Genomic DNA, 13,109 nt, shown 5'->3' with positions numbered 1-13,109 from the left:
AAAACGCGGCAGAGATTTTTCCTTGCCCCGGGACTTTATAAAAACAAGGATCTAGGAACGAGCCATGAAAGAAGAACTAGACAAAGATATAGACCAGGAGATCGAGCCGAGGGAGATGAATCCCACAGAATACCGGCTTCTCACTTTATTATTCAATTTTTTCAGATTTCCGGAAGGACTCACGCTTAGTTCCTTGAGAAAGATCATGGCGGGATTTTACGATAATGAAAATCGAGACTCCGACAGAAGGAAACTATCCAGAGATATCGAAGAGTTAGGCGCCCTAGGGTTCCATATCAAATATTATCCTCAAAAAAACGGAAAAGATTTTGTATACGTGCTTATTAAGGATCCGCTTTCCAAAACATTAGATTTCACCGAAGAAGAACTAAGAGAAATTTCGGCACTTTTACTAAAAGGATATTCGGAAGCTCCAAAATACGAACTTTATACCGCCGCTCGAAAAATATTCGCGGGAGATTTGGAATACTTTCCGGAAATGACCGAAAATCCGGAGGAAAATCCGGAAGAGTTAGGAGAAACCGCATTTCAAATCCTAGATGCTCTCAAAAATCATACTCCTATCCGTATTAAATATTATAAAACCTTTCCGGAAGATTCTTACACGAAGGAAGCGGATCCGATCCGACTCATTCGAAAAGGGGGCCAGGATCATTATTTACTGGCCTACGATAGGGAAGAAAAAACCAAAAAAAGATTCGTTTTACCGAAGATCTTATCTGTGGAACTGCTACAAGGAGATCCACTTTACCAGTCAAGAGGGGCCAAAAAAGAAACGGAGGAGGATCTGATTGTTCACGCGGGATTATTCCCAGTCCATGAATCCAAAAATGTGGAATGGATCTGCAAAGAAGAAGGTCTTGTAAAAGCGAAATTATTCCTGACAGGGATCAAATACAGGGAAGAAAAAAATAAACTCAGCTTCCAATCCACCAACCTGGAGGGATTATTGCCCTTTTTATGGAGATGGCCGGACGCGATTGAAACGGTTCTTCCTGAAGAATTGAACTCAGTCTTCCGAAACTCAATAAAACGGATCTCAGAACTCTACGAAAAAGTATAAAAAACCATTACATGAAACTTAAAAATATCCTATTCTCTTTATTTTCCCTACAGATCTTACTTACGCTAATAATGAAATATTTCTCCTACCAAGGAGATCTTTCTCCGGAGCTACATGAAAGAATTCTAAAGTATTTTACCCAAGAAGATATAAACGCCGGGATAGAATACCAAAGGAGGGGATTTTTTGTCTCCATCATAGGTTCATTACTTGATTTTGCTTTAGCAGGAGCATTTGTATTTACTCCTATCTCGGTAAAACTGGAAGAATACTTCCGCAAAAAAACGGGAGATAGATTTTATCCGACCGTATTTCTGTTCTTCATCTCCTTTTATCTTTTGGAATTTATCGTTTCCTTACCGTTCAGTTATTATTTCGGTTATGTGATAGAACATGAATTTCAGTTTTCCAATATGAACATAACGGATTGGATCTTATTTAAAGCAAAGTCTTTCGGATTAGGATTTTTATTTGGCGGAATAGTTGTTTTAGTAGTCGCATTCGTTCTTAAAAATCTTCCGCGCGCTTGGAAATATATACTTCCTATCTTATCCTTGAGTTTTGGATTACTCATGTCCGTATTGTATCCGATCCTCATCACTCCTATCTTTTATGATTACGGCCCTATCCAAGAAGGAAGTTTAAAAACAAAAATATTGGCCCTGAGCCAAAAGGCGAATATCCAGGTAGAAAATATCTATGTGATCAACGAGAGTAAATATTCAGGTCACACAAACGCATACTTCACAGGCTGGGGAGAAAGTAAAAAGATCTTCCTCTACGATACACTGATCCAAAACCACACCGAAGAAGAAGTAGTCAGTGTGCTTGGACATGAAATCGGTCATTGGGTTCACAATCATCAAATGATCGAGATCGCACTTAGCACATTGGAAACTTTCTTATTGTGTTTCTTATTAGGATATATATTTCAAAAAGTAAAAGAAGAAGGTTTGATTCCGTTAAAAGAATTTTATTCTCCTTCTACCTTACCGTTTCTGTTTCTGATATTATCCCTTGTAGGAACGATACTCGGACCTTTTTCGGCGACACTCTCCAGAGTTCTGGAAACCCAAGCGGACAAAGAGGCACTTGTCTTAACCGACGACAAAAAATCATTCATCAGTACGGAGATCAAACTGGCAAAGGATAATAAGGCCCGTTTGAATCCACATAAACTGGAAGTGATCTTTGAACATTCTCATCCCACGACCTTAGAAAGGATTGAATTCGCAGAAGGCTGGAAATAAGGAATCCGGCCTTCTGATGCGGAAACTACTTCCGCCAAGGATATTCCATCTGTAAGGCCACAAAAGCGGCAGTGTCTGTTCCGTATTTAGATTCAATCTCCGTTAGGATTTTATCATACGCAGTCACTGCAGCGATTCCATTCAGATTTTCTAAAATGAAATCTAAACTTGCGACTTCCGCGTCCATTTTATCTACACGTACTAACAATCCGTTTTTGGTTCGGATCTTTTTTTGGTCGGAAACGGAAAACACTTCCGATCTATAAGTCCTGGAAAAAGAATCCGCTTGAAGAGCCAAAACAACTTCGTCTATACCTTCTGAGACCCTAACTCCTAAGTTTTCGTAATTCCAAAACCCAAGATAGTTTTTTGCGGCAATGTACATATCTTTGCCGCTCAGATAAAAATCGGAACTTTTATGGGTTGGTTTCCAATCCTTGGCTCCTAAACTTAACGCCATTTCGGAAGCTTTTTCTCTTCCGGAAATCGCTTCGATTAAAGCCAAAGAAACAGGAATAGAAGCGGTGATCCCTGTAGTAGTGACGATCTTACGATCCGCAATATACCTGGTATCCTTGATCCATCTAGTTTCGGGAAACTCTTTCTCCAATTTTGAAAAAGAAAACCAATGACCTGTTGCCTTGTGTTCTTTCAGAACACCCGCATTTGCCAGTACCCAAACTCCGTCACAGATTCCTAGGATCGTAGAACCTTTTGCGGATTGTTTTTGCACAAAGGAAAGAAGAACGGGATCATCCGAATAATGTACCGCCGGCACGATCACATAATCCGCTCCATCCGGATATTCCGAATCGAAAAGATCGAAAGATATTTCCGCTTCTATTTTTAATGCGGGAAACATTTGGACAGGACCCGTTCTCGGAAAAACTGCAATTACCTTTGCGATTTTCGAAGAAGTTAAAACGCCATAAGGGATCATAAAATCAGTCAACTCGGTCATTCTATTTTCACCGATCACTGCGATGACGGGCTCTTTTCTGCCGAATCTGGATTGATAGTTTGGGATTTTGGAATTTTCTTCTTGGGGCCGTATTTTTGAAATTTCCGATGATGACCCGTATTCCACAAATCCGAATAAAAATAAGAGAGCCAGACTCCCGCAGAAGAATTTTACAAAACGATTTGGTTGTAGGTTAGGATGTTGCATACCTTCAGGATACGATCTTTTCCGAAAACAGTCGTCCTTCCGTATCCGGACGGACTAAAAAAAGAAAAATCCTGAAAAAATCTCGACATCTATTTCCGATAGGACTCTTTCATTTTATGGATACGTTTCTGGCATTTGGAGCAGGACTTTCTTTTTTATTGGCGATTTCCGAATTCATCCAAAAAAATAAAGTTTTCAAATCCCAAAGTTCGGATCCTTCACCGAAAGCCAAGTTCGCTTTCTATAAACCGATAGGATTCTTCTTCCTTTCTCTTTCGATAGTTCAGTTTCATTTGTATTTGGAATTATCCGGCCAATTAAAAGAGAATCTCTGGTTTGCCGAGATCCATATCCCTTTTCTATTTTTCACGGGGCCATTGGCGTATTTGTATTTCAGAAGGTTAGGAGGGTTACCTGCAAAAGCGCTTAACATCGTACATTTTGTTCCCGGATTGATTTCGTTTTTAGCGCTTTTACCTTTTATTTTATCCGATCCGAATTCCAAATTGGAATATGTAAATGTTTTCCCTCCCAGAAATCTTTATTTCCAACTCCTATTCGGGCTCTTGGCCTTAGGAACGATCTCCAACTTAGTGTATCCACTTTTACTGATCGGCATAATTCGCAAATGGAAAACCTTTTTGAAAAAAGAAGAAGCTAGGGTGTTCTCACCGTTTCTTATCCTTTTTTATTCGAGTATATTTGTGATCTTTTTGTTTGTGGTCGCTCAGATCTTCTTTATGCCTTTGTTCAGCGTTGCGTCGGCGGCTTTGACATTGATCGTCTGCGCCGTTTTTTTAAGCGCTTCCGTATCGTCTGAGTTGATCGTTTCTTTCGGAAAAACCGCAAAGGAAGCCGGGTATAACGAGACCAGGCTCCAAAGTCTGGATGTGAATGCAGTCGTTCAAAAGATGGGAGAACTAATGCGGGACAAAAAGTTGTACCTGGATGAGGAACTAACTCTTTCGATTCTTTCGGAAGAATTAAAAATTAAAACTCATCAATTATCGGAGATATTAAACGATAAGATGAAAATCGGTTTCAGAGAATATATCGCAGGATTTCGTTTGGAAGAGGCCTCCAAAATGTTAAGAGAAGAACCCCAAAGATCCGTACTTTCCGTAATTTACGCGGCGGGTTTCAGATCCAAATCCGCGTTCCATAAATTATTCCAAGAAAAATACGGATGTTCTCCAGGAGAATATCGTTCTTCTTTTTCCAAAAAATCTTAAGTGAAGTTTACCATTCTCCGGTATTCGGCATACTCTTCCAAGGTTCGGAGATTTCTAGTGCTTTACCCTTCTGCAATAACTCGATAGAGATTAGGTCAGGTGATCGAATGAATGCCATTCTGCCGTCTCTAGGCGGGCGATTGATAATCACACCTTTTGTCTGAAGATTCGTACAGGTTTCATAAATATTATCCACTTCGAATGCAAGATGACCGAAATTCCTTCCGCTCGTATACGCGGAATCTTGGTCCCAGTTATAGGTTAATTCTATCTCCGGAGAATTTGTATCCGATTCGGATAAGAAGACAAGTGTATATCTTCCTTCCGGATGATCGTGCCTTCTTGTTTCTTTTAATCCTAGTTTATTGCAGAAAAAATCCAAAGCTAGATCCAAATCTTTTACTCGGATCATAGCGTGTAAGTATTTCATTTTATCGTTCCTCTGGAAGGGTTCCTTCTTTGAAAAAGAAGATTTTGGTTCCTATTATTTGAAAGGAAACCTGCGGATTTTCCCTCTGACAAGCCCAAAGTGAGGCTGAAAAATCGAACAATTTGGGAAAATCCACCATATTGGATCTTTCCGATTTTCCGCTAAAAAGACCATTTTTACCCCTATTTTTGCCTAAATAATAATCTAAATGCTTAGCATGTGTGCTTAAAAAGTAAGCATATTTCGAGTTTCTAATAAAGGATCGGCTTGAAAAAAAAGCCTTTCAGATCGATACTTGTACCATATTCGGGCAGCGACTTGGGAAAACCTCCAATAGCGCTTCTTTTTTGTTCAATATGAATGAATGGGAGCTAGCTGTAATAAGGTGCTTAGAGAATTAGACATTTCTAATAAACATAAATATGATAAATAGTCTTTTGGGTTCGTTTAACAAAATTTTTTAATTTTTTCCTCCTCTGAAATTTTTTTTGTTCCTTTTGCCTATGTGAATAGGTCTTATGGATATAAAGCGAAAATGAGAACAGAGCATATAAAAATAACAAGAGGTTTCAATTTTATGAAAATCAACAAACTCACTTCTCTTCTATTAGTAGTAGGTTTCCTAGCAGGGTCTTCCGTTTTTGCGGTATCTCAAGATACTGAAGATCGTCTTTTGGAGCAAGCTTTGGTATCCGCTGCGGTTACTAAAGAGCAAAAAGTTGCAGTAGCTACTTACCTGAAAGCGATCGCTCAGCAAAAAACTGAAAGAGCGGAAGAGTTAAGAGCATTGGCTAAACGTTCTACCGGTGGAAAGTTCCTCGCTAGCAACGCTCAGTCTGAGAGATTCTTAAAACAAGCAAAAGCTCTTGAAGCAGAAGCAGCAAAAACACAAGAGTTTTTGAACAATCTCTAATTCAATAGTCAACAAATCCTAAAAATCCATCGACTGGAAGGCGCCGCGAGGCGCCTTTTTTTATGTACTTAATTTTCGAGAAAAACGCGCAACGGATCGAAGCGGAAATCCCGCGGAGCGGATTGGAGCGAAGAGCCGGGTGCTCGCGTTCAGCGAGCATGCGCCCATTAGATCAGAGGATAAGTTCCTTTTCGTATGAAGCAAAGACTACTGTTTGGAAACTTTTTTCTCTTTTGGAAAACAACTCATACTAAAACCTTCTATCATATAACAGACGGCGTCTTTGGTCTCACATCGAAGAGCGTCATTGTAAGTAGTGCTTTGGATTTCCAGATCCATACGTTCGCATACCATTTTTTCTTTGGTGGAAGTTTGGGTGTTTGTATCCTGTCCGAGTAAACCCTGAGCGAATAAAAAACAAATTACGAATGACACCGATTTTTTCATCATACTCTCCGGCGAATCCTCTGATTCTATGACCCTTTCAGGTTTCCTCCCTAGAGTCAATCGATTTGGGAAAGTATACGTTTCCGAAAAAGGATTGTGGGACGGTTTGCGGCTTCTAATCTGCCCTGATGAGTTTCCCGGGCGGAAAGTTATCCTCTAAATGGACAAAACTTACATTTTGTTTTTTGTTCTTCCTTCCGCTTTTATACCCGTTCTTATTGAAACCCGGGGAACAATTATACTCAGACCATCTCGGTAAATTTATATTGGGAGAATCCGTAGGAAGGAACGGCTTCCTCTCGGGCAACCTGGTGTTGCCATCTAGGGATTTTGACCCGGAGGGGAATTATTGCCCAACGGAATGTATCCGTATCGGCCAAGAGCTGATCAGCCCGTTTCCTGCCGCTCTAGGTTATGTATATGCGGTATTTCTTCCCTGGAGCGGGATACTTGGCGTTTATGTTGCGACTTCGATCTTAATACTTCTATCTTTTCTATTCCTTTCCATCTTATGGGATTGGGATCCGATCTATTTGGGAATTCTGGCCTTAGCTTCTCCGTTTTTGATCAACGGATATTTTTTTCCGGATGTTGGGATCGCTTCCTTTTTGTTTTTAGCGGGGTGTTTCCTATTTTTGAGATCCGGGAATTCTTCTTCCCTGGTAAAATTTATAATTTCCGGCTTTATCTGTGCTTCTTCCGCTTGGTTTAGGATAGAAAGTATCGTATTCCCCTTATCTTTTATCTTTTTTTTAAGTATATACAAGTTTTCTAATGTAGAAGAACGAAGGAAAATTTTAGGTTATTCTCTCGGATTTTTGACGGGAGTAGGGCTTTTGCTCTGGATCCAATTTGTTCTATACGGACATCCGTTGGGTCCAAGGTTTTCTTTTAATCAGCCGACAATGTTTTTGTTTCCTTGGAAAAAATGGAAAATTTACGCAGGATTATTGATCGCAAATCCCAATCGGATCGGATTTTTCGGATACACTCCCGGGTTCTTGATCGTTTTATTGTTCTTTATATATTATATTTTCTTTAAGAAAAATCCGTTTAAAAAGGATAACGCATCCAAGATCTCAAATAAGGATCTGTTTGTTTATTCCGGTCTTGCCGCATTTATGGTGTTGGTGATATCCGCTCCGAACGATGGGATCATAGATTTCGGTTCCAGATATCTTCATTTGAGTTTACCCGCTTTCACGGGAATGTTTTTGATCATGTTGGAGAATTTAGGGCAGAAGTTCCGTAAGATCGTAAAAATTCTTCTTTTTTCGATCCTTCTTTATTCGGTATATATCAGTTTTTCGTACACGCAGATCTTGGCAAAGTATGGAAAAAAGACTACGAAACTAAATGCGATCTATTTGGAACAAAAGCCCGATTTGGTCGTGGTCCAGATCAGGACGTATTCTCAAATTTTAGGGAAATATTTTTTCCAAACACCTTCCGTTTGGCTGATGAGGGAAGGTCATATTAAAAATTTCTTCTCTAAAAATAAACCGGAACAATTTAGAAAGATATTATTCATTCAGTCAAAAGCTTCTATCTTAGAAAATTTGAACGATTCCGATCCTTTTTTGAAAAATAAATATTACGAAAGTATCTCCCAAACATTAGGCCCGGATTTTAAAAAAGTTTGGTCGGAAAATAAGGAAGATGTTCTTATTTTTTCTATGGAAAGAAAAAAGTAATATCCGGGCCGAAGTGAGGCTTTGTTCCGATCTTACTCGTTCAAAAAGAAGAAGAAAAAGAATCCTGCGGCTTGCGCTCTCGGAATTCCCACTGCACTTCCTATTAAAGAACCATTTTTTCGTACATCGCCATTACTATCAATGCGTCCGATCAGACTTCCGTTTTTACGTACATCTCCGTTGGAATCAATCGAACCTACGAGTGATCCGTTCATTCGAATGTCTCCGTTTGAATCGATTCTGCCGATCAAGCTTCCGTTTTTGCGAACATCCCCGCCGGATTCAAATCTTCCCACGAGAGACCCGTTCAATCTTACGTCCCCATTTGAGTCGATACTTCCGATGAGTGAGCCGTTCTTTCTCAGATCCCCTGCCTGCAAGGAACCCAAGCCAGCGCTTAAAAAGAGGACCACAGTTACGAGTTTCAACATTAGTTTCATTCATGTATCTCCGTTTTTATATTCATAAGTTCGTCTCCCTTTTGTAGGGACGATTCCGATACACCGCTTTGAAGCGGCAATCCTACTTATTCGTATCTCTAGGGCAACAAGTAGGGTGATATATTTTGCGGAATATTTTTTTTGGAGTACATTATTACTTCTTCCCAAAGATCCAGGCCACTTCTCGACTTTCGGTTCATTGCATAAAATGTATTGTTCATTCCCTATATCCAAGCTGAGTCGTTTTTGGATTGGAAAATCGGTGCGGATCGTAACGTTAGCCGCTATTCTATATCCTCATCGGATTCCAATTCCAGTTCGCAAAGTTTGGAATAGTATTTGGATTGGATCTCTTTTCTTTCTTTTATAATTCCTGAGATAGGAATATAAAAACTGGATTTAAGTCCGTACAATCTTCCGTAAACTCCGTCTCCTTTTTTATAAGAAACTCCGGAATCGATACGAAATCGTAAGATCCGTTTTCCGATCATCTGTGCTGCGGCCAAGAATACTTGGTCCGAATCGAATAACTCCAGATAAAATTTAGGAAGAAGTCTAAATGTATTTTTTAAAAAAGACGTTCGGGTCATAGAGGCGCATTCTATCGAAAAGGCCGGACAAATAAGTATCATCCGTCTTAAAATATCGTGTTTTCGGTTACGATTTCGTAAAATGAAGAGTTTAAAAAATCCTTCTCAAATGATACGTATTTCTGATTGCCTCTAGATTTCCTGAAAGAAAGAATGTCCGGCATGAATCCAAGTACGAAAAAACTCCAAACCAAATTAGCGGTGATTCATCTTTTGCAGGAAAACAAAAGAATGAGTTTGGAGGATCTTTCCAAGTATTCCGGTATCGATGATATCAAAGATCTCAAAAAGGAGCTCGGAAGATTGTACATGGTGGGTTCCTATCCTTATACTCCGGACCAATTTGTGGAATTGGATTATGACGGAGAGACGATAGGAATTCGTATGCCCTTGAGTCTGGAACAAGGTTTGGTCCTAAGCGTTAAAGAATGGGCCGTAATCCGAAAATTATTTTTGGAAGAAGACGAAAAGGAAACAGGTCCTTCCAGAAAAAAGATCCTGAAATCTATATTAGATAAAATTCATACAATTCTGCCTTCTGCGGGGATACCTAGTGAGAACGAATTAAAAAGCAATATAGAGGACGCCATCACCGACGGCAAATCTTTGCAGATTAAATATCGTGCACAGGGAGAATCCGAACCTGGATCCAGAAAAGTGGATCCTTGGGCACTCTTAAGCTTTCGGGAAGAATATCTGCTCGGTTATTGCCATTCTAGAAAAGCGCCTAGAACGTTTAGATTGGATTCGATCTTGCAGTTAAGTAGAACTCAGGAGAATGTTGCGGAAATTCCGGACGAAGAAAGAAAGAATGCTATCTCCAAATTAAAGGAATTTTTGCAAGGAGGAGAAGGGGATTCGAATTATGCGGAGATCTATCATACTGCGGAAGTGTATTTTAATCTACATTCTCGCATACATTTAGAAAGGACTCCTACCAAAAAGCAGATAGGAGATACCACATATTATCTTTCTAAGGCAAGGATCAGAAATCAGGATTGGTTTTTATCCGTCCTAAAAGGTTTTGGTCCGAATGTGATTCTTCATAACCCTCCCGCATTAAAGGAAAGAATGATTGCGTATTGGGAGACTGTTTCTTCCGGTTTGTCTCATTAGGAATCGATTGACTGATCGTTCTTTACCATTGATTCAGGATATACCTTGCTTTCTCCCGCAAAGATCAATTTGGGATTAGAGATCCCGTACAAAAGGCCTGACGGATTCCATGAGATTCGAAGTGTATTTTTACGTTTGAATTGGGGAGATGATATCCAAATAGAGCCGATCTCTCCCGGATCTTTCGAATTGGTTTCTAATAACCAGATCATTTTGGAAAAAAGGCGTTTGTACGACGAGGTCTCCGAGAGAGGAGATTTAAGTAAGAATATTCTTTTTAAAACTTTCTCCAAGATCAGAGCTCATTACAGGGAGCTCCCGGGTGTGAGGATCCACCTGACTAAAAAAATTCCTCCGGCTGCCGGTCTTGGAGGGGGATCTACAAATGCCGCCTCTCTTTTCTCGTTTTATTTTGGTTTGAGTCCGGAGTTTCATTCGGATCATATTTTCAAATTGGCGGCCGAGATCGGATCCGACGTTCCCTTCTTCTTATCTGAAAATCATTGTTTGGTGTCCGGAAAAGGTGAGATCTTGAGGGACATAGAAGTGCATCCTGGACAAGGAATTCTGGCATTAACTCCTCAGATACTCTCAACCGCCGAGATGTACGCAGGTCTCAAAAAGCCTTTACAAGCCGACCCTGCCTCGAAAAGATGGATTTCTCTAGGCAATGACGTCGAGTTTTCTTTAAAAGAAGGGAATTGGGCGGCTTTGAGAGAAAAGCTCGTAAACGACTTCGAGCCTCTTGCCTTCCAAAAGTTTCCCCAGCTAGGGAAATTAAAGGAAAGTTTTTTGGCGAATGGAGCTAGTTACTCCTCCTTAACCGGATCCGGATCTTGTATCTACGGTTTGGTGCAGGGATTGGAGATACGGGAAGAGCTGTTAGCCAAAATGCAAACGGAATTTCCCGACCTTACGTTTGTAAGCTTTAATTATTAAAGAATGAAACTGGGCCGTCGCCAAGTGGTAAGGCAGCGGTTTTTGGTACCGCCATTTCATAGGTTCGAATCCTATCGGCCCAGCCACTGTTTGATTTCACCGGATTACTGAATGGACGCCAAAAAGGAAGCAGTCGCCGTAGTATTAGCTGCGGGAAAGGGAACCCGCATGAAGACGGAGCTCCCAAAGGTGGCTGTTCCTTTAAATGGAAAGCCCCTTTTAAACCATGTTATCGATCACCTCAAAGAAGCAGGGATCAATGACATAGTCATAGTTGTAGGCTATAAAAAAGAAGAAGTCCAAGCGCTATGTGCAGGAATTCCCGGTATTCGTTTCGCCGAACAAAAAGAGCAATTAGGCACGGCTCACGCAGTATTAAGCGCCGAAGAATTAGTTAAATCCCATAAAGGCCCAATCCTCGTAGCTTGCGGGGACGTGCCGATGATCACCGGGGACACCTTCGGTTCTCTCGTTTCCACACATGTCCAAAACGACTTCTCCGCTACTCTTCTTTCCGCAAAGGTAGATATTCCTACCGGTTACGGAAGGATCGTTCGTAATTCTTTCGGAGAAGTAATCGCAATCGTCGAAGAAAAAGACGCAGACGTGGAACAGAAAAAAATAAACGAGATCAACACCGGGACTTATGTATTCAGTTCCGAAATCCTTTTCGAATCTCTTAGAAAAATAGGAAACAGCAACGCTCAGGGAGAATATTATCTTCCTGATCTAGTAGAGTTGTATAAAAAAGAAGGAAAAAAGTTGGGCGCAGTGATTCTTAAAAACAGCGGAGAAAGCCAAGGTGTGAATTCTCCTGCAGACCTGGAAAACTTAACGGCAGTTTTGAATGGAGCGGTTGCAAAATGAGCGGCTCTAATATTGCGGTTTTTTCAGGATCCTCCAATCGTACGATCGCAATTGAGATTTGCCAAGAGCTTGGGATCGAACCTGGCAAGATCAATCTTCGTAAATTTTCCGACGGAGAGATCGCGGTTAAAATAGAAGAGAACGTTCGAGGAAGAGACGTATTCGTTATCCAATCCACTTCTGCTCCGGCAAACGACAACTTGATGGGATTACTTTTGATCATGGATGCGTTAAGACGCGCTTCAGCAAAAAGTATTTCGGTGGTTGTCCCTTATTACGGTTACGGACGCCAAGATAGAAAAGCGGAACCGAGAGTACCGATCTCCGCAAGAGTGGTTGCAGATCTGATCGAGACCTTAGGGCCGACTAGAGTGATCGTGATGGATCTTCATGCGGACCAAATCCAAGGTTTTTTCAAAGTGCCTGTGGATAATTTACATTTCAGCCCGGTACTGGTAGAATATATACTAAGTAAAAAGTTCGAAGACCTAGTCATCGTTTCTCCCGACTCAGGGGGTGCGGAAAGAGCCAGATCCTTCGGTAAAAAAGTGAACGCAACATTAGCGATCATAGACAAGAGAAGACCGAAAGCGAACGTCTCCGAAGTGATGAACGTGATCGGAGAGATAGAAGGTAAGAATTGTATCCTTCTGGACGATATGATCGACACTGCGGGAACGATCTGCAAAGCGGCCGATGCTCTCTTAAAGAACGGAGCTAAGTCCGTATATTGTGCAGCTACGCACGGAGTACTTTCCGGAGAAGCTATCGATCGATTAAACTCTACTCCTTTTACTGAGGTCGTATTGTCCAATACGATTGAGATCCCGGAATCCAAAAGAATCACAAAGTTAAAAACTCTCTCCGTAGCTCCGTTATTCGCGGCTGCGATCCAGAGAATATCGACCAATCAATCGGTCAGCGATCTATTTATATAAG

At 40.8% G+C, this 13,109-nt stretch carries 14 protein-coding genes and 1 tRNA gene; 10 read left to right on the top strand and 5 right to left on the bottom strand.

Annotated features, from left to right (window positions below; genetic code table 11):
- Positions 1-64: 64 nt before the first annotated feature.
- On the top strand, positions 65-1,084 hold the full coding sequence (locus tag AB3N61_RS15090) for a helix-turn-helix transcriptional regulator (RefSeq protein WP_367897980.1): 1,020 nt from the start codon (positions 65-67) through the stop codon (positions 1,082-1,084).
- 11 nt (positions 1,085-1,095) lie between these two features.
- A complete protein-coding gene (locus tag AB3N61_RS15085) occupies positions 1,096-2,334 on the top strand; it encodes a M48 family metallopeptidase (RefSeq protein ID WP_367897979.1) in 1,239 nt (412 codons plus the stop codon).
- 25 nt (positions 2,335-2,359) lie between these two features.
- Here the strand turns inward: AB3N61_RS15085 and AB3N61_RS15080 are convergent, their stop codons facing one another.
- A complete protein-coding gene (locus tag AB3N61_RS15080) occupies positions 2,360-3,502 on the bottom strand; it encodes a DJ-1/PfpI family protein (protein WP_367897978.1) in 1,143 nt (380 codons plus the stop codon).
- 116 nt (positions 3,503-3,618) lie between these two features.
- Between AB3N61_RS15080 and AB3N61_RS15075 the strand changes: the two genes are divergently transcribed.
- On the top strand, positions 3,619-4,734 hold the full coding sequence (locus AB3N61_RS15075; RefSeq protein WP_367897977.1) for an AraC family transcriptional regulator: 1,116 nt from the start codon (positions 3,619-3,621) through the stop codon (positions 4,732-4,734).
- Positions 4,735-4,741: 7 nt separating this feature from the next.
- On the opposite strand, the gene AB3N61_RS15070 is transcribed toward AB3N61_RS15075, so the two are convergent.
- Positions 4,742-5,164: a VOC family protein gene (locus AB3N61_RS15070; protein ID WP_367897976.1), complete on the bottom strand. Its 423-nt coding sequence runs from the start codon at positions 5,162-5,164 to the stop codon at positions 4,742-4,744.
- Between the two features lie 577 nt (positions 5,165-5,741).
- On the opposite strand from AB3N61_RS15070, the gene AB3N61_RS15065 reads away from it, so the two are divergent.
- Positions 5,742-6,077, top strand: coding sequence for an LIC10421/LIC12816 family protein (locus AB3N61_RS15065; RefSeq protein WP_367897975.1), 336 nt, complete (start codon positions 5,742-5,744; stop codon positions 6,075-6,077).
- A 207-nt stretch (positions 6,078-6,284) separates the two neighbouring features.
- Here AB3N61_RS15065 and AB3N61_RS15060 read toward each other — a convergent pair whose 3' ends face one another.
- The gene (locus AB3N61_RS15060; protein WP_020769257.1) at positions 6,285-6,524 is read right to left on the bottom strand and encodes a hypothetical protein; all 240 of its coding nucleotides are present in this window, start codon (positions 6,522-6,524) and stop codon (positions 6,285-6,287) included.
- Positions 6,525-6,652: 128 nt separating this feature from the next.
- On the opposite strand from AB3N61_RS15060, the gene AB3N61_RS15055 reads away from it, so the two are divergent.
- The gene (locus tag AB3N61_RS15055; protein ID WP_367897974.1) at positions 6,653-8,218 is read left to right on the top strand and encodes an LA_3751/LA_3752 family putative glycosyltransferase; all 1,566 of its coding nucleotides are present in this window, start codon (positions 6,653-6,655) and stop codon (positions 8,216-8,218) included.
- 32 nt (positions 8,219-8,250) lie between these two features.
- Here the strand turns inward: AB3N61_RS15055 and AB3N61_RS15050 are convergent, their stop codons facing one another.
- Both AB3N61_RS15050 and AB3N61_RS15045 read right to left on the bottom strand, forming a co-directional pair.
- A complete protein-coding gene (locus tag AB3N61_RS15050) occupies positions 8,251-8,658 on the bottom strand; it encodes a 5-fold beta-flower protein (RefSeq protein WP_367897973.1) in 408 nt (135 codons plus the stop codon).
- A gap of 284 nt (positions 8,659-8,942) precedes the next feature.
- Positions 8,943-9,248 (bottom strand): hypothetical protein, encoded by a 306-nt coding sequence (locus tag AB3N61_RS15045; RefSeq protein ID WP_020769396.1) that lies wholly within the window; start codon positions 9,246-9,248, stop codon positions 8,943-8,945.
- A gap of 162 nt (positions 9,249-9,410) precedes the next feature.
- On the opposite strand from AB3N61_RS15045, the gene AB3N61_RS15040 reads away from it, so the two are divergent.
- The 5 genes from AB3N61_RS15040 (at position 9,411) to AB3N61_RS15020 (ending at position 13,108) form a co-directional block, all read left to right on the top strand.
- The gene (locus AB3N61_RS15040; protein WP_367897972.1) at positions 9,411-10,364 is read left to right on the top strand and encodes a helix-turn-helix transcriptional regulator; all 954 of its coding nucleotides are present in this window, start codon (positions 9,411-9,413) and stop codon (positions 10,362-10,364) included.
- Between the two features lie 45 nt (positions 10,365-10,409).
- Entirely contained in the window at positions 10,410-11,303 is an 894-nt protein-coding gene (locus AB3N61_RS15035) for a 4-(cytidine 5'-diphospho)-2-C-methyl-D-erythritol kinase (protein WP_020769005.1), read from the top strand.
- Between the two features lie 10 nt (positions 11,304-11,313).
- Positions 11,314-11,389, top strand: a tRNA-Gln gene (locus AB3N61_RS15030).
- A 25-nt stretch (positions 11,390-11,414) separates the two neighbouring features.
- Positions 11,415-12,170, top strand: coding sequence for a sugar phosphate nucleotidyltransferase (locus AB3N61_RS15025; RefSeq protein ID WP_367897971.1), 756 nt, complete (start codon positions 11,415-11,417; stop codon positions 12,168-12,170).
- Positions 12,167-13,108 (top strand): ribose-phosphate diphosphokinase, encoded by a 942-nt coding sequence (locus AB3N61_RS15020; protein ID WP_367897970.1) that lies wholly within the window; start codon positions 12,167-12,169, stop codon positions 13,106-13,108. Before AB3N61_RS15025 ends, AB3N61_RS15020 begins: the two co-directional genes overlap by 4 nt.
- Position 13,109: the final 1 nt, after the last annotated feature.

The sequence above is a fragment of the Leptospira sp. WS58.C1 genome (assembly GCF_040833995.1).
Classification (GTDB): domain Bacteria; phylum Spirochaetota; class Leptospiria; order Leptospirales; family Leptospiraceae; genus Leptospira_B; species Leptospira_B cinconiae.
Note: the sequence above shows the minus strand (reverse complement) of the source record. Positions and strands in the feature narration are given on the sequence as shown.